General features: G+C 63.9%; 20 protein-coding genes and 1 pseudogene. 9 read left to right on the forward strand and 12 right to left on the reverse strand.

Annotated elements, in window-relative coordinates:
- Positions 1-12 precede the first annotated feature (12 nt).
- The 5 genes from ACNQR1_RS20810 to ACNQR1_RS20830 form a co-directional block, all read right to left on the reverse strand.
- A complete protein-coding gene (locus ACNQR1_RS20810) occupies positions 13-399 on the reverse strand; it encodes a hypothetical protein (RefSeq protein WP_418047724.1) in 387 nt (128 codons plus the stop codon).
- Positions 400-450: 51 nt separating this feature from the next.
- Positions 451-1608 (reverse strand): serine hydrolase domain-containing protein, encoded by a 1158-nt coding sequence (locus tag ACNQR1_RS20815; protein ID WP_418047725.1) that lies wholly within the window; start codon positions 1606-1608, stop codon positions 451-453.
- 136 nt (positions 1609-1744) lie between these two features.
- Entirely contained in the window at positions 1745-2227 is a 483-nt protein-coding gene (locus ACNQR1_RS20820) for a nitroreductase/quinone reductase family protein (RefSeq protein WP_418047726.1), read from the reverse strand.
- A 23-nt stretch (positions 2228-2250) separates the two neighbouring features.
- Complete coding sequence (locus ACNQR1_RS20825) at positions 2251-2793, reverse strand: VOC family protein (RefSeq protein WP_418047727.1); 543 nt, start codon at positions 2791-2793, stop codon at positions 2251-2253.
- A 109-nt stretch (positions 2794-2902) separates the two neighbouring features.
- The gene (locus tag ACNQR1_RS20830; RefSeq protein WP_418047728.1) at positions 2903-3442 is read right to left on the reverse strand and encodes a helix-turn-helix domain-containing protein; all 540 of its coding nucleotides are present in this window, start codon (positions 3440-3442) and stop codon (positions 2903-2905) included.
- A 364-nt stretch (positions 3443-3806) separates the two neighbouring features.
- Here ACNQR1_RS20830 and ACNQR1_RS20835 point away from each other — a divergent pair, with 364 nt between their 5' ends.
- The gene (locus ACNQR1_RS20835) at positions 3807-4931 is read left to right on the forward strand and encodes an FAD-dependent oxidoreductase (RefSeq protein WP_418047729.1); all 1125 of its coding nucleotides are present in this window, start codon (positions 3807-3809) and stop codon (positions 4929-4931) included.
- 38 nt (positions 4932-4969) lie between these two features.
- Here the strand turns inward: ACNQR1_RS20835 and ACNQR1_RS20840 are convergent, their stop codons facing one another.
- Positions 4970-5731 (reverse strand): IclR family transcriptional regulator, encoded by a 762-nt coding sequence (locus ACNQR1_RS20840; protein ID WP_418050437.1) that lies wholly within the window; start codon positions 5729-5731, stop codon positions 4970-4972.
- Between the two features lie 176 nt (positions 5732-5907).
- Here ACNQR1_RS20840 and ACNQR1_RS20845 point away from each other — a divergent pair, with 176 nt between their 5' ends.
- Positions 5908-7185, forward strand: coding sequence for a DUF6986 family protein (locus tag ACNQR1_RS20845; protein ID WP_418047730.1), 1278 nt, complete (start codon positions 5908-5910; stop codon positions 7183-7185).
- Positions 7182-7997, forward strand: a complete 816-nt coding sequence (locus ACNQR1_RS20850) for a bifunctional allantoicase/(S)-ureidoglycine aminohydrolase (protein WP_418047731.1) — start codon at positions 7182-7184, stop codon at positions 7995-7997. The genes ACNQR1_RS20845 and ACNQR1_RS20850 overlap by 4 nt, the downstream gene beginning before the upstream one ends.
- Before the next feature lie 55 nt (positions 7998-8052).
- On the opposite strand, the gene ACNQR1_RS20855 is transcribed toward ACNQR1_RS20850, so the two are convergent.
- Positions 8053-8775 carry an aspartate/glutamate racemase family protein gene (locus ACNQR1_RS20855; RefSeq protein WP_418047732.1) on the reverse strand — a complete coding sequence of 241 codons (723 nt, stop codon included), beginning with the start codon at positions 8773-8775 and terminating at the stop codon, positions 8053-8055.
- 12 nt (positions 8776-8787) lie between these two features.
- Positions 8788-10293, reverse strand: a complete 1506-nt coding sequence (locus ACNQR1_RS20860; protein ID WP_418047733.1) for an NCS1 family nucleobase:cation symporter-1 — start codon at positions 10291-10293, stop codon at positions 8788-8790.
- A 224-nt stretch (positions 10294-10517) separates the two neighbouring features.
- Between ACNQR1_RS20860 and allB the strand changes: the two genes are divergently transcribed.
- The gene (allB, locus tag ACNQR1_RS20865; protein WP_418047734.1) at positions 10518-11885 is read left to right on the forward strand and encodes an allantoinase AllB; all 1368 of its coding nucleotides are present in this window, start codon (positions 10518-10520) and stop codon (positions 11883-11885) included.
- A gap of 80 nt (positions 11886-11965) precedes the next feature.
- Here allB and ACNQR1_RS20870 read toward each other — a convergent pair whose 3' ends face one another.
- Both ACNQR1_RS20870 and ACNQR1_RS20875 read right to left on the reverse strand, forming a co-directional pair.
- Positions 11966-13015, reverse strand: coding sequence for an FAD-dependent monooxygenase (locus ACNQR1_RS20870; protein ID WP_418047735.1), 1050 nt, complete (start codon positions 13013-13015; stop codon positions 11966-11968).
- 66 nt (positions 13016-13081) lie between these two features.
- A complete protein-coding gene (locus ACNQR1_RS20875) occupies positions 13082-13633 on the reverse strand; it encodes a YaeQ family protein (RefSeq protein WP_418047736.1) in 552 nt (183 codons plus the stop codon).
- A 239-nt stretch (positions 13634-13872) separates the two neighbouring features.
- Between ACNQR1_RS20875 and ACNQR1_RS20880 the strand changes: the two genes are divergently transcribed.
- Positions 13873-14676 carry a ParA family protein gene (locus tag ACNQR1_RS20880; protein ID WP_418047737.1) on the forward strand — a complete coding sequence of 268 codons (804 nt, stop codon included), beginning with the start codon at positions 13873-13875 and terminating at the stop codon, positions 14674-14676.
- 19 nt (positions 14677-14695) lie between these two features.
- Here the strand turns inward: ACNQR1_RS20880 and ACNQR1_RS20885 are convergent, their stop codons facing one another.
- Positions 14696-15610 (reverse strand): decaprenyl-phosphate phosphoribosyltransferase, encoded by a 915-nt coding sequence (locus ACNQR1_RS20885; protein WP_418047738.1) that lies wholly within the window; start codon positions 15608-15610, stop codon positions 14696-14698.
- A 347-nt stretch (positions 15611-15957) separates the two neighbouring features.
- On the opposite strand from ACNQR1_RS20885, the gene ACNQR1_RS20890 reads away from it, so the two are divergent.
- The 4 genes from ACNQR1_RS20890 to ACNQR1_RS20905 all read left to right on the forward strand — a co-directional run bounded on the left by ACNQR1_RS20890 (position 15958) and on the right by ACNQR1_RS20905 (position 19149).
- On the forward strand, positions 15958-16434 hold the full coding sequence (locus tag ACNQR1_RS20890) for a GNAT family N-acetyltransferase (protein ID WP_157835606.1): 477 nt from the start codon (positions 15958-15960) through the stop codon (positions 16432-16434).
- Positions 16435-16555: 121 nt separating this feature from the next.
- On the forward strand, positions 16556-17083 hold the full coding sequence (locus ACNQR1_RS20895) for a GNAT family N-acetyltransferase (RefSeq protein WP_225330065.1): 528 nt from the start codon (positions 16556-16558) through the stop codon (positions 17081-17083).
- Entirely contained in the window at positions 17083-17745 is a 663-nt protein-coding gene (locus ACNQR1_RS20900; protein ID WP_043988409.1) for a uridine kinase, read from the forward strand. Before ACNQR1_RS20895 ends, ACNQR1_RS20900 begins: the two co-directional genes overlap by 1 nt.
- A 183-nt stretch (positions 17746-17928) precedes the next feature.
- Entirely contained in the window at positions 17929-19149 is a 1221-nt protein-coding gene (locus ACNQR1_RS20905; protein WP_043988410.1) for an MFS transporter, read from the forward strand.
- 631 nt (positions 19150-19780) lie between these two features.
- On the opposite strand, the pseudogene ACNQR1_RS20910 reads toward ACNQR1_RS20905, so the two are convergent.
- A pseudogene (locus ACNQR1_RS20910) lies at positions 19781-21115 on the reverse strand (hypothetical protein); the annotation flags it as partial.
- Between the last annotated feature and the right edge of the window lie 80 nt (positions 21116-21195).

Raw genomic sequence — 21195 nt, forward strand, 5'->3', positions numbered from 1 at the left:
GTCGGCCGAGTACTAGGTAGAACGCACGGCCGATTGCTCTCGACTAGTGAGCGCCGCGACTCCCAGGCCCGCGAAAAGTGCGGCGCCGCCTCCGGCGACGACAGCGCCGGTGGCCGAGAGGGTTCGGGCTCGGATCCCACGCACGGCAGCGATGACGTCCAAGAGGTCGGTGAGCAGTCCGAGCTGCAACGCCCGAGCCTGCAGTCGTGGGGAAGCGGTATCGGTGATCGCGACTGCCAACGTCAGCTCACGCGAGCCGAAGAGTTGAGCCGTGAGCGGCTGGTCGCGGCCGGCGCTGAGTCCGATGAGTCGACCTGTCGTGTTCGGAGCCAACCATGCGGCGATGCCGGTGGTGAACCGGAGAGCGGCAAAGACGAGAATGAGCACATTGCGATTCATGCCCGCAACCCTTCCGGAAGGCGGGGAGCGCTTCAAGGAAGCGCCTCTGTGTCACAACGCGTCGTACACCGCGGCGATGAGCCGATAGGCGCGGCGATCGCCGGCCAGCCAGTCGCGGCGCAGATTGGGCACGAAGGCGAAAGCGACCTTGTGTTCGAGATCTGCCAGTCCCACCGAGCCACCGGCTCCCGGGTGACCGAAAGCAGTCCGTTGTGCGGGTTCGGGCACCACGAAGTTCTGCGACGGCAGCATGTAGCCCAGCCCGAATGCACTCTCCAAGCGCAGCACCCGGTCGTGGCCGCGTACGCGTTCTGTGATCGCGTCCCGCAGGAGACCCGGGGCGACCAGGGTTCCGCCGATCAGGTCGCCATAGAATCTGGCCAGATCTCGAGCGGTGGTGACGAGGCCGGCTGCGGGCCAGCCGGCCGCCAGTACTTCTGGATCATTATAGGAAGCAACGGGATTCGACGATGCTCGGATGAACAGCGATTCTGGATCGGCCATCGCGGTCACCATCTCGGCGACGGTGTCGTCCGATATCGGCGGCGCGTGCTCGGTGCTCCAGACACGTTGCTCGGGCGGTGGTGAACTGATTCGGGCAACCTCGCGCACCTGCGCACCGGAAGTGCCGATGTGCAGCCCGTCGCCCAAGTGGCGCCGGGTGAACTCGCCGACTGTCATATCGCTGTGGCGGCGCACGAATTCGCCGACCAGCCAGCCGAAAGTCAAAGCGTGATAACCATGTTCGGTCCCGGGCTGCCAGAGCGGGCACTGGCCTGCCAACAGGTCGGCCATCGCCGCGGGATCCGCGGCTTGGGTCACCGAAACCGGGCGCTCCAAGACGGGCAACCCGGCCCGGTGGGCCATCAGGTCGCTCAGTGTGGTCTCGTGCTTGCCGTGTTGTGCGAATTCCGGCCACCAGGCGCTCACCGGTTCGTCGGCGCCGTGGCCGTATTGCTGGGCGACCATGAGGGCTGCGGTCGCCGTCACACCCTTGGTGCAGGAGAAGGTCGGACAAGCGGTGTCGCGCGTCCATGGGCGTCCGGTCCGCCGGTCGGCGATGCCGCCCCACAGATCTACAACGGCACGTCCGTCGACGACGACCGCCACCGCGGCGCCGAGGTCGTCGCCGTCGGCCAAACCCGCTTCAAAGACGGCCTTTACTTCCGCAAACGCGGGGTCAGCGTGCCCCGTCGCCGAACTGGACATACCCCGAATTAGAACACGTTCTAGTATTGGTCGGGTGCGGTTCTTGGAACCGGTATCCCGCCCTATTCGATTCGGCCGTGTCCCTCCCGCCACGCAGCAGTGCATTGCTCCAGATGTGGCGGGGGCGAGCTGCTTCTCATCCCGTAGATCGGGGTTGCGCGAAGCGGATCGCCACCAGCGGCACCGGCCTGTCGATCGTCGCCTGGAATTCGGCCAGCAGTTGGTTGTTTTGCCGAACCCACTCGGCGAACTCGTCGTACTCGGCACCCCCCAGGATCGTCGCCGTTCCCTGACGCGTCTCGGTCCCGATCTCGACAGTGACAGCCGGGTTCGTTCGGATGTTGTGGAACCAAGCCGGATCCCGATCTTCCCGGAACGAGCTGAGGTAGAGCCTGTCGCCGCGATAGTTGGGCGCCAGAGGCACTACTCGGAGCGCACCGCTACGGGCACCGGTCGTAGTCAACAGGATCAGCGGGTGCCCGGTGTAGTCACCGCCGACCTGGCCCGCGTTCGCGCGGAACTCGGCAATCACGTCGTCGTTCCAGTTCGATGGATCTTGGCCGGCTTCCTGGTTCCAAGGAGCGTCGGCGTCGTCATAGCTGATGTCTTCGTTCGTCATGATTGGACCCCTCTGCTGGTTGATCAGTTGTGGGGGTCAAGGACTTTGGGGAGTACCTGAAGCAGTGTGTCGTGGATGTAGGTGAGTTCGGGAGTTGGCTCCCACGCCGCCGAATCGTCCGTGTTGTCGGACCAGTCAGTGCCGGTGGCGCTCTCGCCCCAGTTGTTGTCCGGGGCGGTCCCGAGCTGGTACACCCACCACAGGTTGTGCCAGGGGTCGAGGAAACGGGAGAAGACATCAACGAAGAACTCGGTTGGGCGGGTGATGATCTCGGCACTGCCGGTGGCCGCACGGTCCAGCACGACCTCGACATTGTCGACATAGACTTGCAGGAGTGCCGGGGTGAACGGCCAGCCGGGCTTCCGTTCGGCGAACATCACAGTGCTGCCACCGATCTGAAGCTCGGCATGCAGGAGGAGCCCGTCGTCGTCGACAGTGCGGGCGTCGGGATGCTCGACGGCGTCGAAGACATCGGTCAGAAAACGGATCAGCCCCTCGGCGTCACGCGTGACGATGAACGGGTTGATCGTTGAGAAGCCGGCCGGTGCGGCAGGGACAGCAGTCATGAGTTTCCTCTCGTCACCACTATTTGATCGCGAGACCGCAGGCCAGTTCTTGAACCAGAACGACAACTCTTCGATGCCAGACACTGTCGCGGTGTCGTCTGCAGGCGCGTCAGTGCTGCCTACGCCTTTGGGCGGCAATGATCGCGGCCGGCGTCTGACCACGGATCAACCGCAGAGAGCGCGTCAGATGCGGCTGATCGGCGAATCCGGCCCCGGCCGCCGCTTCCGCAGGCGAGTGTCCGGTCTGCAACAGGAAGTAGCCGTGCTGCGCGCGGTGAAGTTGATCGATCTGCTGAGCGGTCAGCCCGACCGTGCGACGGTAGCGGCGTTGCCAAGTCCGTTCCGAGGCGCCGATCCGATCCCCGTTCAGTGCCTTGCGGACCTCCTCGTCGACCAGTAGCCCGTGGTTCAAAGCCAGGTAATCGACCCAGTCTTCAAGATCGGGCCAGGTTGGCACCGGCCATCGGTGATCCCCGAGGAGGACGTGGTCGCCCGATACGGACAAGGTCACCGTCTCGCCGAGGATCGCCCGCTTGGGCACGCCTGGGATTGCCACATAGGCGGCGAGTTCAACCCCCCAGTAGCGCTCACCCAAATGCCCGTCGACGACCCGATTGCGCAGGCTCGGACCATCCAGCTCCGCGGCCAACTCTCCGTCCCGGCGACGGATGAACGACAAACCCCAATACTCGGATCCGATTACCGAATAGCGTTCGGGACTCTCCACGTTCGCGCGCCAGACGGTGCGTACCCACGGTGATCGGCCCGCACGTTCCTCCCACACCCGAGGAAACATACTGCCCGGCACCTCCGGCCACTATTGGTGCCCGGATCAGGTCCGGTTTGGCTACTTGCACGGAACTGCTCGTACGGACTATCTTCCGGCTGTCGCGAAAAGCGACCGCGCACGCGGTCGTCTGCACGGTTGCTGAGTTTGCGTTCAGCTGCCCAGCGTCTTCCAGCCAGGAGCCTGACTCGTCGTCGGGCCCGCAGCAGAGGAGCGCTGAGCGTCCATGTCCATTGTCATCATCGGCGCGGGTGTCGGGGGCCTCGTCCTCGCCTGCACGCTGAACCGTCACGGCGTACCGGCAGTGGTGTACGAAGCAGAGGCGTCACCAACGACACGTGGGCAGGGCGGCCTGCTCGATATCGAGGAGCGCACCGGGCAGGCGGCCCTGCGAGAAGCGGTTCTCTACAACTCCTTTCATGCACTTATCCGTCCTGGCGAGGACGCGAAACGCATTGTGGATTCACGAGGCGAGGTGTTGCTCGACCTGCCGGGAAGCATGGTCGGCACTCGGCCTGAAGTGGACCGCGGCGAGCTGCGGGCCATGCTGATCGACGCACTGCCTGCCGGCATGATCCGCTGGGGACACAAGGCGGCCCGGGTGGTGGCCACTCCCAGCGGCCAGCCCGAAGTCGTCTTCGACAACGGATCATCGTTAGCAGCGCAGTTGGTCGTCGGCGCCGACGGCGCCTGGTCGCGGGTGCGACGGGTGGTCTCTGGCGTGGAACCCGTTTACACCGGCACCTGCTTTGTCACCCTCGGTTCGGCCAGTGGCCACCAGTTGTCGCCCAGCAGCAAAGCAGTTATCGGCGCCGGCACACTCATGGCCGTCGCATCGGGACGGGCGATCGTGGCCCACCACAATGCGGACGGCACGCTGAGCGGATATCTGGCGCTCAACGAGCCGCAGGAGTGGGTTGCTTCATTCGACTGCGCAGACGATGCAGCCGTACGCGATTTGGTGGCCCGCCGCTTCCACGGTTGGGCTCCCGCACTGACCGATCTGGTGGTGGAGAATTTGGCGAGTCCCGTCTTGCGTCCGATCTATGCCCTGCCCATCCATCATCGATGGAAGCCCGTGCCGGGTGTGACCTTGCTCGGCGATGCCGCGCACCTGATGTCGCCGTTCACCGGGCAGGGGGCGAACCTGGCGATGTTCGACGCCGCTGAACTCGCCAAACAGATTCTCGCCGAACCGATCCACATCGATCGCGCGCTAAAAGCCTATGAGAGCGAGCTGTTTGCGCGCAGTGCTGAGATCGCCGCGCAGAGTGCTGACAATCAAGGTCGCTTTTTCGGTGACGACGCCCCGCATAGCGTCGTCGGCATGTTCCGCGACCGTCTGGGCTAGGCGTCGATGCCCTTGCGTGAGTAGCGGTAGGCCGACGTTTACTGCTCTCTCGCCCCGATCAGGGCTTCCGAGATCACGCCGGTCGCCTTCTTCAGTGCGGGAACGGCTCGAGCGATCAAGTCCTCGCTGAAATGAGCCGAGGGCCCGGAGATGCCGATTGCCATCGGGGTCGGAGCGCCGGGCACCGCCATCGCGACGGAGCGAACACCGATCTCGAACTCCTCGTCGTCGATCGCATAGCCGTCGGCGCGCACGCGTTCGACGTTCGCGAACATCGCGGAGAGGGTCGACGCACTGTTCTCGGTGGGTGCGGAAAGTCCGGACTGCGTGACCAGTTTCAGAATGCGGGCATCATCGAGCTCACCCAAGACGGCCTTGCCCACGCCGGACGTGTGCAGACCGATGCGCTTGCCGACCTCACTGTTCGTCTGCATCAGCTTGGAGGGCACAACCTGCCCGGTGTAGATCACCATGTCACCGTCAAGCACCGCGAGACTCGCCGTCTCCGACAGTTCGTCGGCCAACGATTGCAGTACCGGAGCGGCGACCGCGCCCAACTGGCGGTTCGCAACTTCACCAAGCCGTATCAATCTCGGCCCCAGGGCGTAGCGGCGATTGGGCAGCTGGCGCACGTAGCCGATTCTGACCAGCGTGCGCAGGAGACGGTGAATCGTCGGCGGTGGCAATGGAGACTCCGCCGACAACTCCGTCAGCGAGCACTCGCCGCCCGCACGTCCGATCAGTTCCATCAACTCGAACGCCCGTTCCACCGACTGCACGCCACCCGACTTCTCAGCCATACAGTCCACTCCCGGTCGATGATTTTCGTTCCATCCAACATGCACAAGATAATTTCCGCAATATGGAAAAAGTGTTTCGAGGAGGAAACGCACATCGCGCGCCGATTACACTCGCGTTAAACTCCACAATGTGGAATTCTGGTCGTGAAGAACTTCCAAACAGGGGAGGCACATCTGTGACACGACGCCTCGACGATGCGGTGCTGGCCGACGTCGACCGCCGCCTCTCGGCCGCCGATGCGCAACTGGCGACCCGGTACCCCGGCGACGACGGCCGTCGGCAGCCGGTCCACACCGTCTACATCCCGGGCAACCGGTATACGGCGACGATGCCCGCCGACTGGGGATCCACGGCTCTCGCAGCTGCGAAGGACGCAGGCGGGCTGGACGCCGTGGCCGCACTCGTCGGTGCGAGCAGCGGAACCGACTGTGAACCCGAAACCCTTGCGGCCCTGGTCGAGAACAAGCTGACCACCGAGCCGATCGAAGACCTCCGGATCGACTTCGAGGATGGTTACGGCACCTTCGACGACGCGACCGAGGACGCCGATGTGGCAGAGGCGATCGCCGCGCTGCGGATCGCGCTCGACGCGGGCACCTCGACGCCGTTCGTCGGCACCCGCTTCAAGTGCTTCGAGGCAGGCACCCGTGCGCGTGGACTGCGCACGCTCGACATGTTCGTCAGCGGGCTCGTCGAATCCGGCGGCCTGCCCGACGGCCTCACCCTCACCCTGCCCAAGGTGACGTCCGTTGACCAGGTCGAGGCGATGGTCGCGGTCGCGAGCGCACTCGAAGCTGCGAACGGACTGCCGGCCGGCCGTATCCGCTTCGAAGTACAGGTCGAAACGCCGCAGGCGATCCTCGGCGCCGACGGCCGCGCCCCCGTGGCCCAGTTCATCCACGCCGGCCAGGGCCGCGTCAGCTCGCTGCACTACGGAACCTACGACTACTCGGCGTCCCTCGGTATCGCCGCCGCCTACCAGTCGATGGAGCATCCGGCGGCAGACCACGCCAAAAACGTCATGCAGCTCGCCGTCGCAGGCACCGGCGTCCACATGTCCGACGGCTCGACCAACGTCCTCCCGGTCGGTGACCCCGACAACGTCGCCATGGCGTGGAAGCTGCACGCGCGCCTCGTCCGGCGCCACCTGGAACGTGGCATCTACCAGGGCTGGGACATGCACCCCGCGCAACTGGTCACCCGATACCTGGCGACCTACGCGTTCTACCGTGGCGCCTTCGCGCCGGCCGCGACCCGCCTGCGCAACTATGTCCACCGGCTCGACTCGACCGTCATGGACGAGCCGGCCACCGCCCGCGCGCTCGCCAACGTGATCCATCGCGGCAGCGTGTGTGGCGCCCTGACCGTCGACGAGATCGAGACAGCCACCGATCTGTCCATGTCCACCGTGCGCGACATCGCGCTCGGCCGCACAACCAGGAGCAATCAGTGACCACTGCGTCCTACTACACGCCCCGCGGCGGCCTGCCCCCGCAGACCGATCTGCTGACCGATCGCGCCATCGTCACCGAGGCCTACACGGTGATCCCGCGCGGAGTGCTCTCGGACATCGTCACCTCGGTGTTCCCGGAGTGGACCGATACGCGCGCATGGATCATCAACCGGCCGGTCGCCGGTGGTGCGACGACGTATTACCAGGCGATCGTCGAGCTCAAGCCGGGCGGCGGGGCGCAGCGACCCGAGCCGCAACCCGAGGTGCAGAGCTTCCTGTTCGTCACGTCCGGTGCGCTCACTGTGGATGCGGCAGGCCAGTCGCAGACACTCACCGAGGGCGGCTTCGCGTACCTTCCGGCGGGCACCGACTGGTCGGCACACAACAACGGCGACGTCGACGCGACGTTCGTGTGGATCCGCAAGCGCTACGAGGCCATCGAGGGCCACACGGTGTCGGTGAAGTTCGGCAACGAGCAGGACATCGAACCGTCAGCGATGCCCGGAACCGACGGCAAATGGCGCACGACACGCATGCTCGACCCGCAGGACCTCGCCTACGACATGCACGTCAACATCGTCACCTTCGAGCCGGGCGCGACCATTCCGTTCGCCGAGACCCACGTGATGGAACACGGCCTCCTGATGCTCGAGGGCAAGGCCGTCTATCACCTCAACGGAGACTGGGTGGAAGTCCAGGAAGGCGACTTCCTGTCGCTGCGTGCCTTCTGCCCGCAGGCGTGCTACGCGGGCGGACCGTCCAACTTCCGTTACCTGCTGTACAAGGACGTCAACCGCCAGATCATGCTCTGATCGCGAAGAACCGGGCGCCTCTTCCGAGGCGCCCGGTCACTTCTATGTCGTTGGCCTACAACTGGAATGGCCAGCCGATGACCTTCTTCTCGCGCGGAGTCGCGTAAGTACGCACCTTCGACGTGGACAGGCCCATCCGGACCAGCCCTTCGGCGATGGTGACCGCCGAGCGAACTCCGTCGACGATCGGGACGCCGGTCGCGGCCCTCACCTTTGCCTCGAGTTCGGCCATACCGCCGCAGCCCAGACAGATCACTTCGGCGTGATCGTTCTCGACCGCCTCTCGCGATTGGCGGACGATCGCCTCGACCGCCCGATCCGGATCTGATTCGAGTTCGAGCACCCCGAGGCCGGACGCCCGCACCGACGCGCATCGTGCATCCAGTCCCGCGAGCTTGAGACGGTCTTCGATCAGCGGGACGGTGCGGTCGAGCGTGGTGACGACCGAGTACTTGTGTCCCAGATACATCGCCGTCGACGCGGCCGCCTCGGTGATGTCGACCACCGGGACGTCGAGCAACTCCTGCAGACCTTCCCGACCGTGCTCGCCATAGCCGGCCTGAATCACCGCGTCGAACGGCTCGGGGTACGACGTGATCGCGTCCATGACCGCGATGGCCGCGAGATAGCTCTCGAAGTTTCCTTCACACGAGTCCGCGCCGAAGCGCGGTGTGATGCCGACGATCTCGGTGCCCGGAGACGCGACACCGCGCGCGGACTCGGCGATCGCATCGGTCATCGAGACCGTCGTGTTGACGTTGGCGATGAGGATTCTCATGGCGGTCCCTGTCTAGTGCGTGCTCGCCACGGCGATGGGCTCGCCGGAGACATCGTTGAACGGGCCTCGGCGGTCTGCGACCGCCAAGTACACGATCGCACCGAGTCCTGCGCCGATGAACCAGGAGAACTCCGAGACGACTCTGAACGCCGGAACGAACGCGAGCAGGAGTGCCACCACCGCAGTGATGACGAGGGCGATCACGGCACGCACGTTGACGCCCTTCGCGTAGTGGTATTCACCGAGCGCATCGATCGAGAACAGGGCGGGAACGTTGATCTTGGAACGACGCACCAGCCAGTAGTCGGCCATGATGATGCCGAACAGCGGCCCGAGAATGGCGCCGAGGCCGCCGAGGAAGTAGTTGATGACGGCAGGGGAGTTGTACAGGTTCCACGGCAGGATCACCAGGCCGATGACGGCCGAGATGAGTGCTGCGCGACGGAAGTTGAGGTGCTTCGGGAACAGGTTGTTGAGCGCATAGATCGGCGCGACGAAGTTCGCCATCAGGTTCACCGCGATGGTCAGGATCAGCAGCGCGAGCCCGGCGAGCACCAGCAGCAGGGTGTTCGGCACTTCCTTGACGATGTCGGCGGGCGATTCGATGATGCGCCCGTCGATGCGGAACTGAGCACCGGCCAGAGTGATGACGATGCTGCCGAACACCAGCATGTTGAGCGGGATGCCCCAGAAGTTGCCTTTCACGATGGCCCGCTTCGACGTGGCGTTCCTGGTGAAGTCGCAGAAGTTGAGGACGAACGTGCCGTAGATCGCGACCCACAGGCTGGCGCCGCCAACGATCTTCAGCCACATGTCGACGCCGGTCAGCGAATCGGGCGTGGTCCACGCGATGGACCAGTCGGCGCTGCTGAGCATCCAGATCGCGAGCGCGACCATCGTGATCAGGATGACCGGACCCGCGACCGCCTCGTACTTGCGGATCATCTCCATGCCGTAGCTGACGATGACCACCTGGATCACCCACAGCCCGACGAACGAGATCCAGCCGAGCGTCGACAACCCCAGGAAGCTGTTCGAGTCCAGGGTCGCCGCCGACGGTGCGAGCGCGACTATCAAGATGCGCAGCACCACCGACGCGAGGTAGGTCTGGATGCCGAACCATGCGATCGCGACCGCGCCACGGATGACGGCCGGGATCTGCGCGCCGCGGGTGCCGAACGAGATGCGGCTCATCACCGGGAACGGGACGCCGGTCTTCTCACCCATGAACCCCGACAGGCTCAGCAGCAGGAAGAGGAAGGCGCCGCCGAGTCCGAGCACCAGCAGGATCTGCCACCCACCGAGGCCGAGGGCGAACAGGCCGATGGCGAACGAATAGTTCCCCAGGCTGTGTACGTCGTTCGCCCACAAGGTGAAGATGTTGTACGCGCCCCACCGCCGACCTTCGCGCTTGGTGGGAGCGAGATCGGCGTTGTACAGATGCGGGCTGACGTCGGCGAACGGGGCCGCATCGTTACGACTGGTGTCGCCGATGAGCCCGGTGGACTCTGTGCTCATGGATGCGCCTGTCACGGTCGGTGCGACGGCGCTCGACGCCGGCGCAGTATTCCATTATGTGGAAGTAATATTCCACGAGTTTAGTAAGTAAGTCGCATGCAGACACCGGCTGTCAAGCCTCCCGGCCCGATTGACTGTGGCAACGCTCACATTTACAGTTGCCCATAGGGTGGAGTGTTACTTCCACGATGAGGAATTATGCTGCTAGTCATGGAGAGCTGCCGATGACCGCCGACGCGCCCGAGACGTTGAACCACCCCGAATTCGACCTGGTGGTCCGCGGCGAACGCACGCTGACGACGGCGGGAATCGTCGCCCGCGAGATCGGTATCCGCGACGGTCGCGTCGTCGCGATCGAGCCGCTGGGGAGTGGACTCACCGGCGCGGAGATCGTCGAACTCACCGACGAGCAGGTCATGATCCCCGGCTTGGTCGATACGCACGTGCACGTCAACGAGCCGGGGCGCACCGAGTGGGAGGGGTTCGACTCCGCTACCCGCGCGGCGGCGGCCGGCGGTGTGACCACGTTGATCGACATGCCGCTCAACTCGATTCCGCCGACGGTCAACGTCGAAGCGCTCAACGCCAAGCGTGCGGCGGCATCGGGTAAGACACACATCGACGTCGGTTTCTGGGGCGGCGCGATCCCCGGCAACACCGACGATCTGCGCGGTCTGCACGACGAAGGCGTGTTCGGCTTCAAGTGCTTCCTGCTGCACTCCGGCGTCGACGAGTTCCCGCATCTCGACGCGGATGAGATGGAGAAGGACATGGCCGTGTTGGCCGACTTCGACTCCATGATGATCGTGCACGCCGAGGACTCCCGCGCCATCGACCATGCCCCGACGGCCGAGGGGGACCGGTACGAACGCTTCCTGGCGTCGCGGCCGCGCGGCGCCGAGAACGTGGCGATCGCCGAGGTCATCGAGCGCGCGCGGTGGACCGGTGCCCGCGCGCATATTCTGCATCTGTCGTCGTCGGACGCACTGCCGATGCTCGCCACCGCGAAGCGCGACGGCGTCAAGATCTCTGTCGAGACGTGCCCGCACTACCTGACGCTTCTCGCCGAGGAGATCCCCAACGGCGCAACGGCATTCAAGTGCTGTCCGCCGATCCGTGAGGCGTCGAATCGCGAACTTCTGTGGCAGGGCCTGCTCGACGGCACGATCGACTGCATCGTCTCTGACCACTCACCGTCGACGGTCGACCTGAAGGACGTCGAGAACGGAGACTTCGGTGTTGCCTGGGGCGGGGTCGCGTCGCTGCAGCTCGGCCTGTCGTTGATCTGGACCGAGGCCAAGCGTCGCGGGATCAAGCTCACGCAGGTGCTCGAGTGGATGGCAGCCAAACCCGCCGCGCTCGCCGGACTGAACAACAAGGGCAAGATCGCGCTGGGCTACGACGCCGACTTCGCGATCTTCGAGCCCGAGTCCGCGCAGGTCGTCGACGTGCACAAGCTGCACCACAAGAACCCGATCAGCCCGTACGACGGACGCGCACTCGCCGGCGTCGTGACGAGTACCTGGTTGCGCGGCAAGAAGATTGACTTCAAGACCGCGCAGGGTCGGATGCTGCGCCGCGGCGGCGTGTAGCACGGCCCAGGGGAGCGAGGCCCTGGGCGACGAGTGCCTTCAACGCTCGTGTTCCGTGAGTCCCGTTGTGTCGATGCCCATCATGCTGGTCGCCAGTGGCTGACCGCCCCTGCCATGAGACCGAACAGACCGTTGGGTGTGAGCCGTAAAGCCAGATTGCGAGCCTTCTCCGCAGCGTGAAGGCCCGGAGTTGCGAAATACGATCCGGCCTTCGAGGCGGTGTACAGCGTGAGTATTCGTGCCCGGCGTTTGGCCAGGCCTTCAGGGCCACCGTTGGCGAGGGTGATGGCGTCTTCCATGGCGAGTGCTGCACCTTGACCGAACGTCGGGCGCATCGTGTGGGCGGCATCGCCGATGAGTGCGACCTTGCCGCGGACGAGTTGGCGGGGTGGCCGGGCTTCGAAAATTTCCACAGCGATCATGCGGTCGGGATCCGCGGCGTCGATAAGGGTTGGGAGTGGTGCCGGCCAACGGCAGTACGCGCGGAGCTCGGTTCCGTGTTCCCGGGTTCCGCCATAGATGTAGGTACGGCCATCGGAGAGGGGCAAGATCCCGAAATCTGTTGTACGACCCCAGATTGACCCGAAACCAGCGCCTAGTTGCCGGTCGACGATCCAAGCCCATCCCGTGCTGCCGGTGGAGCGCGGTGGAGGGGCATCCGGCCATAGCGACTTTCTGACAATGCCCCGTGTGCCGTCCGCGCCGATGACCAGATCAAAACGGCGTTCCCTCCCGCCGACAGCCACGACACCGTCCGTGCGCACCCCGGTCACGATGCTGGAGTAATGCAGACAGTCCGGGGGAAGCCTTTCGGTCAGCCAGCTGAGTAGCTGACTACGCGCCACTGCGGCGTACTGATCTCCACCGGTGAGCTGCGCAAGCGTCCGTCGGATGAGCACACCGCCATCCGAAGTGCGCACGGTGGCCGGCATGCGCGACCACGGGTCGGTCACGACACGCTTTCGAACACCGAGGATCGCCAAACACGTGAGCGCATTCGGGGCGAGGGAGATGGCGCCACCCGCAACGGACGGTCCGGGGGATTTCTCGAAAACCGAGACGTCGTGGCCGTCCTGCCGAAATGCAATCGCCGCCGCCAATCCCGCGAAACCACCGCCGATGATCCCCACCCTCACCACCTCAAGCTACGACCTCGTGTAGTAGATGTCGAGGGTCGACGCAGCAGATGCTTCGATTCACTTCAATGGCTCGGGCGTGAAGGTGACGTCGACTCCGCCTACGGTCATCGTCACCTGACCCTCGATCACCATCACCTGCGCCGAGACTCGTCGATCGACAGTGTGGGCCAGTTGCTGCACCGGTGTGTGCGGTATCTGCACCACCGACAGGTTCGGCAGCCCCGCGACTTTTGGGCCGACGGCGCGCCACCAGGTGGCCACGCCGGCGGCAAACGGGAACAGCAGCACCTGGTCGGCCTGGCCGGCCGCCTTGCCCAAGACGCGTTCGTCGGGCTGGCCGACGTTGATCCACTCCAGGATCCGGCCGGTGTAGTCGGCGAGCCGCAAGTCTGGCACGCCAGGGGTGGACAGGCCCGCTCCGAACGCCAACTCACCATCGACGTCGTTGAGTCGGTGTGCGCGCAGCCCAAAAGCCAACAACCGCACCACCATCCGCTCATCGGTCTCACTGGGATGACGGGCCACGGTCAGCGTGTGATCGGCGTAGTAGCCGTGATCGACATCGGAGACGCCAAGTTCTACTTTGAAGACTGTTGCGGAAAGGGCCACGTCATAGTGTGCACCCAGGTGGGTGCTCGCCGAGCAGTCGGGCCGCTTTGAGTGGTCACGCCGCGCGGGCCGTCGGCGCGTAGCGTCGATGTCGTCATCGGCGATGGCTAAGGTCAGTTGATCACGGTATCGGCAGGCGCAGTGTCAGGGACACGAGGCCCCTCCGGTGTGTCGGGCCACAGCGCGAACACGACGGAGGAATACAGCGAGGTGAGTCAGGCATTGCATAGAGGCTCGCAATGGTAGCTGTGTCGGCGCTGGTGCTTTCGGGCAAGGGCGGTACAGCGAAAACGCTATGGCAGATGATGCTGGCGGGGGAGGCCTCGCGGGCCGGGATCTGCACGTTGTTGGTCGACGCCGACCCAGAGCGAAATCTGTCCAACCACTTTGGAGTGTCGCAGCATTCGACCGGCTTGGGGTCAGTGCTTGAGGATGCCGATATCAGTTTCTGGGGGAATCCCGACAAGGGCGCGAAGCGAATCGATGAGGAGATCATTGAAACTAGGTGGCCCGGCGTCGACTTGTTGCCTGCAGGTGCTTCCTTAGGCCGTGTTGCGGGCTTCGGCGTACCGGACACCGGATTGTTGCGGGCCATCTTTGAGGCTGCCGGCATCTTCGACCGTTATGAGGTTGTCCTGATCGACACCGGTGGCCGCACTGGCTCTCTGGAAGCCCTGGCAATGCATGTAGGTGATGTTGCGTACGCGCCGATCACCCCGACCCTTGATGCGGTACGCAAAGCCCGGGAGGCGCGTGACAGAGTTGAGCGTATCCAACGAACACATCCGCTCAGGTGGTGTGGTGTGGTTTTATCCGGTTTCGACCGCAGAAACGGCATCGACCAGTCGATCAGGGAACGGGTAGAGAAGGAATTCGGCGACGAGGTCCGTGCTGAAGTGCCACGGCGGGCCGTTGTCAATGAGGCCTTTCAACTCGGAAACCGACTCGGTGATTACCCTGACCCAACCGCGTCGAATCTCGCGAGAACCTTCCGAGACTTCCTGGAACGCGACCTGCTGGGTCGAAACCCGAACGACCGGTGACGTTAGCCCTCCGGTCGAATCAAGCCAAAACGATTGCAACGCAGATGATCGCGATCCACGCTACGCCCAGTACCTGCAATACGCGGTCCTGCAGAACGATGTCCTCGGGCTCGCCGGCAACGCCACCGTCGACGTCGACTGCGTAGCGCAGGACTGCGATGGTGATCGGGACCATCGAGACGGCAAACCATGACCCGGAATACCCATCGCGCTCGAATGCCCACAGCCCGTAGCACACGACGACTGCGGTGGCGGACATCGTCCACACAAACCGCAGGTACGTATCGGTATAGCCCTCCAACGATTTGCGGATCTTCGCACCGGTTCGTTCAGCGAGCTGCAGCTCGGCATAGCGTTTGCCTGCGACCATGAACAGCGATGCGAACGCCATCACCAACAAGAACCACTGCGACAGCGGGATTCCGGTAGCCGCACCACCAGCAATCGCTCTCATCAGGTAAGCTGAGGAGACGATGCAGATATCAAGCACGGCTTGATGTTTGAGGCCGAAGCAGTAGCCGAGCTGGATCGCCAGATAGACGCCGATCACGAGCGCGAGGGATGGCGCAATCGCCGCCGAGATCGCCAGCGTGGTCGAGGCGAGCGCGATTGCCAAGCCGTAAGCGAGGGAGGGGGAGATCACCCCGGCGGCGATAGGCCGGAAGCGCTTGGTCGGATGCTGGCGGTCGGCCTCCACATCACGGGCGTCATTGACGAGATAGATCGAGGATGCAGCCAAACTGAACGCTACAAACGCGACACCTACCTTGAAGAAGAGATCACCGTAGTCGTAGTGGACGTTGCCACCGAGAGTCGCCAGAGGTGCAGCCACCACCAGGACGTTCTTGATCCATTGCCGAGGTCTTAATGCTTTGATGATGCCGACGGCCACGTTAGGAGGCGGGCCGACTTGGGTCGGTGCTTGTTCGGTCACAAGTGGTGATTATTGCCGCGGGCTTCCAGCGCACGTCCTACGACGCGCCTGACGATCGGAGCGGGCTGGGCCAGGGCTGATTCATCGGATGAGAACGGCGACCCTACTGGTAACCCTCAGTATTCGATTCAGCCGTAATCCGGTGATTGTTGATATCGATAGGGTCGGCAGTTTCGGGATGGGCGGCTGGCAGCAGCTGTGATGGACTCACACTTGGCAAGCCCTTTGGGCTCTTGGTTAACCGTCCACGGAATGTTTGCTGGCGACTGTTTCGCGCCGCGCCCGTACATCCCATCTCGTCAAAAATCGATATGCGTGCAGCAGGGAACTTCTGCCACAATCTGCCGATGGCACAGTCCAGAGTGCGACTCCGCTCGGCGACCGCTGACGATCACGCTTTCGTCGTCGAGATGGCCCGCCATGCCTGCATTATCGAAGACTGGCCACTTCCTGACCCCGGTGACGGCGAAGTGCTCGAATTGCTCCCACCTGTTGGCATCGTGCCGATCCTTGCCGAGGATCACAGCGCGATCGCTATCGGTGCGGTGTGGACGTACCATAGCAATCCGCCATTGCGCACTGATGCGGCCGGGTCGCCATTGCCGGAACTCTGCATCGCTGTCGCACCAGGCTCGCGGGGAGCCGGCATCGGCGGCTTGCTTCTGGATGCACTGTTCGCCGAGCTTTCGCCACATGCAGAAGCAATGTGCACTAATGTCCATGTTCGCAATCCGGCCAAACATCTGTACGAGCGCAAGGGATTTCGCGTGGTGGGCCAAGGCAATGGACCCCTCGGCATCGCTATGATCAAAGATTTGCGATGAAGGGCCTACGCGTGGATGCCGCGTTCTCGTTGGTCTAGGTTCGGATTTTGCGCGATGATGCCATGTGTGCCGACTTTGATCCCGCCGGCGATATCCGCTGTCTCCTCATCCGTCGTTGTCGGTGGGCTCTATTGCGTTGCTCCGACCGTGGCGACTGTCTGACGCTCGCGCGGTCGTGGACGCCTTCAATGACCCCGAGATCCAACGCTGGCATGTGCGGCGCGCCGATTCTGAGGACGAAGCGCGCCAGTGGATTAGCGAGTGGCGTGACGGGTGGACTGCAGAGGCTCAGTTGAATTGGGCGCTGGTTGACCGCACCAGCGATTCATTGACCGGCCGTATTTCGCTCAAATGCGTGGATTTGCACGATGGTTCAGCTGAAGCGGCGTACTGGATGGCGCCAGCGTGGCGTGGACGAGGACTCTGTTCTCAAGCCCTTACTACTTTGTGTCAGTGGGCATTCCGTGAAGTCGGTTTCCAGCGGATTGGGTTGGAGCATTCGGTCGCCAACCTCGCCTCTTGTCGGGTTGCGGAGAAGGCCGGGTTTCGCGTGGAGGGCATCCGGCGGAGTGCTGCGTTGCACGCTGACGGCTGGCACGACATGCACGTGCATGCGCTTCTGGCCGGTGATACGCAGGACCGCCGGTGATGAGCGCTGCTTTCGGTCGAGTGGATGCGTTGGACTTCGTCGCGGCGCGGATTCCTGTCTTCGACGGTCAGCGTTGCCCGAGGATCGCGATCGACGGGCCCGACGGTGCCGGCAAGACCCATTTCGCGGACGCACTAGCCGAACTTCTACGAGACCGACAACGACCAGTCGTCCGAGTATCACTCGACGACTTTCACAACACCCGCGAGGTTCGGTACCGGCTGGGCCGTAGTTCGCCTGAGGGGTTCTGGTCAGACTCCTACAACTATCGCCAGTTCTATACCGATGTCCTTGTCCCGTTTCGGCCCGGCGGATCTCGGCGATACCGCACCGCCTGCCATGACGTCACCACTGACACGATTCTCATGCCGGAGCCGCAGCTGGCCGCCCCGGGCACAGTGCTCGTGGTGGACGGAATCTTCCTGCACCGCAACGAGCTTGCCACTAGCTGGGACCTATCCGTGTTCCTCGATGTTCCCTTCATCGAAACCGCACGAAGGATGGCCTTGCGAGATGGAAGTAACCCAGACCCGGACCATCCCACCATGCGGCGCTATGTTGAAGCGCAGCGCCGCTACTTCCGAGAATGCAAGCCTCAGGATCGAGCGACGATCCTGATCGCAAACAGCAACCACGAATCGCCAGTAGTACTCCGCGGGTAACCAAACGAACTGCGAGCACGCGCACCCCCCGCTGCCTTCAGAGGTGATCGGGGCCCAGTGGCTTGTCCACAGAACGGGCAAGGTGTTAGCAGTGTCGGCTCTCGACCAGATATCGAGTCCTACCGATCGAAAGGTATTTTAGACTGGTCTCGAGCTGCCTGTTCGCCGTGAGACAGTGGTGTCGTGGGGGATAGTGCGGGTGAAGGTACTCGCTCGGCTTTTGTTCGTTTTTGGGTGGCTGCGGCACTCAGTTCCATCGGGTCGGCGATCTCTGCGGTCGCGATGCCCGTCTTGGTCGTCCAGTTGCTCGGTGCCAGCCCATTCGAGGTTGGCGTGGTCAACGCCGCACAGTTTGTTCCGTACGCGGCCCTTGGACTTGTCGCCGGGGTGTATGTCGACCACTGGCGCCGCAAACCTGTGCTGGTGTGGGCCAGCGTGGGGCGTGCTCTGAGCCTGGGGCTGGTTCCAGTTCTGTGGTTGGCCGGCAGTCTGCAGATGTGGATGCTGGTCGTCGCGTTGCTGGCGTTCGGGGCGTTCTCGGTATTCGGGTTCGCCGCCACGCAATCATTGCTTCCCCGACTGGTACCGACGGGACAATTGGTTGCGGCGAACGCGCGTCTCGATCAGGCCGACGCTGCCGCCCAAACCCTCGGCCCGGCGATGGGCGGTGGACTCGTGGGCCTCTTGGGCGCTCCCGCGGCCATCGTCGTCGACGCGATCAGTTACCTCGTCGAGGCTGTGCTGATTGCGAGCGTCCATGCCCCCGAACCCCAACCAGAACCACGCTCGCGCCACCTCCGTCACGAGATCGGCGAAGGCCTGAAATGGACTTACCGCCACCGGACTCTCGGTCCGCTGGCAGTGTCGACACACATATGGTTCCTCGCCAACGGGGCAGCGATGACAGCGCTTTCCCTGCTGGCCCTGCGCTCCATGGGGTTCACCCCCTACGCATTCGGAATGCTATTGACGGTCTTCGGTGTCGCGAGTCTGATCGGGGCCTCGTTGGCACCGTCGACCGGTGACCGAATAGGGGTGGGACGGGTGATCATTCTGGCGCGCACCGCATACCCGATCACGTGGCTGCTCGTGGCCTGCGCCCCTGAATCCAGTTTGGGCGATGCAGTGATTTTCGTTGCGTTGGGATTCCAAGGGATCGCAGCCGGCATCGAGAATGCCAACGAGATGGGCTACTGGCAGACGCTTACACCGGACCGGCTGCTCGGGCGCGTGAACGCCACGAGGCGCTCCATTAATCAGACGATGGGCGCTTTGGGAGCGGTCCTGGGCGGCTTGTGCATCGGCGCCTTCGGTGAGCAATTCACGCTCGCTACCGCTGTCGCTGGTTTCGCGGTCGCAGCGGCCATTGCCGCGTCATCAGCGCTTCGAAGACACGGCAGCTAGGTGGAATACGTCTCACACCAATGCAAGTCGCGCCTCGGTGGGGTGATTCCGCTGTATTCGGTGCGATCGGTCTGTCTGCTGGATCGGCGCTCAGAGATGGGGTCGTGGAAGGCTCGTGGAGTCATCGATGGGTATCGGCGGCTTGGGTGCGGCTTGAGGTCGTTTACGGTGTCAGCTAGGAGATCGGGATTTCGGATTCATCGCCGTCCTCGACATCGTGAATTGTCGCGTTATCGTCCTCGCGTAAACGTCGAGCCCAGCGTTGATAGGCCGATTGCTGCGAGATACCCAGGGCCTCACCTATTTTCGCCCAAGATACGCCGGCCAGATGCGCCTGGAGCACTACGTCGGTGAGCTGCGTTTTGGCTGCTTTAGCTGTCGCGCGCGCCTGACCGAGGGCGTTCGTGGCCACCTGGACCGCGCCGCGGGCGTCGTCGAATGCGGCCGCCGCGGCTCCTAGTGACTCAATGTGGACGTCGTAGGGCCGAACCGGGGGATCGAGGTCGAACAACGTGGGCTCGGAGGTATCCGTGTCCGGTTCGTCTTTGTCGTCGGTGGGGCAAACCTGCGGAGAGTCGGTCGTCATGGTTCGTCCAGGTGGTGTTGTCGGAGTGTGCTTCCGATCGGTGGCGGATGCGTACTGCGCCCAGGTGTTGCCGGCTTCGGCGGCGTGTTTTTGGGTGACTTGGTCGCTGTAGCCGAGCATTTCGGCGACGACCGGTGGCGGTATTTGCGATACGAGTTCGCGAAGGGCTCTGTTGCGTGAGCCCAGCAACTCGATGCCGAGCCATCGAAGCCGATGCATGATTGATTGCGGGTCGAGGTGACGGCCAGCCCGGCTGCTGGGAAACAGCCAGGGCGTGGCGATGGCTCCGCCGGTGGTGCGTTGATTGGGCCGGTTGTAGAGGTGATGGTGCAGCTGGGAGGCGAACGGCTCGGGCACCGGGGTGGGTTCTTTGCCCAGCGCGATACGGGTCTCGGCGCCTACCCGGATGACAGCGGTGGTCTGCAGGCCGGCGATCTTCGTCAACGGCTGCGCGTAGAGCAGCAGCAGGATTCCAGCGATCCGGTAGGGAAGACTCTCGGAGTCGCCGGTGAGGAGTTCTTTGAGCCACGCGAGGCGCTGGTCTTGGGTGATGGTCGGGGATGTTCTGGCTTGTCGGTGCTCGATGGTGATTGAGGTGTTGATCTTGCTGCGTTTGGCCCAGACGAAGAACGTCCGGATCGAATGGCGGGTGGTCGGACCTGAGGCCAGGTATTCATCGACGTCCTGCTGGCTGCAGGTTGAAGCGGTGCGGTCGTGGGTCTGCTCGAGCCAGGTCAGGAATTTGATGGTTTCGGTGATCTCTTGTTGTGCTGCGCGTTTGGGTCCGTCGGTTCCTTGGCCGGGCTTGGACTCGCTGCGCAGGCGGCGCAGGTGGTGCCAGGTGGCGAACTGCTCCACGGGTCCTCGCACTGTCGGGGAGTCGATGGCGTCGAGTTTGGTGGCGAGCCAGCGTTCGAATCGTGCGAGGTGTTCGTCGCGTGGTGGGAGGAGGTGGTGGTGCACCAGCATGCTGCGTAGGTGTTCGATGTGTCGGCCCGGGCCGGCGGTGTCGAGGCCGTCGTGGGTGAGGGGTATTGCGCCGGAGGTGATTCCGCCGAGGAGCTGCAGTACCTGGATGTTGCGCTTCCAGGTGAGGATGCTTTCGGGCCGGTCGACGCCGCAGAGCACTTCGAGGAGGGTTTCCATGGCGGCCGGGTCGGCGGGATGGTGCAGCAGGATTTTGCACAGGTCGTCGCGTAGAGCGCATCGTGCGCATTCGCCGCGGCGGTGGATTTCGCCTTCGTGGCCGCAGGTGCGGCAGGCGTAATCGCCGGGGATGGCGGCGCAGGTCAGGCAGACCGGCCGTGGGTCGGTGCGGTTGAGGCGGCCGGGAAGGACGCCGTCGTGCCCGCAGTTGGGGCAGATGCCGTGGGTGCGCATCGCAGTGTAGAAGCAGCTGTGGCACAGCTGATCGCCGGGCCAGTAGACGCGCAGTGTGTTGGCCTTGCGATGGCAGCGGC

Origin of the sequence: Mycobacterium sp. 48b (genome assembly GCF_048282725.1) — a bacterium.
Classification (GTDB): Bacteria; Actinomycetota; Actinomycetes; order Mycobacteriales; family Mycobacteriaceae; genus Mycobacterium.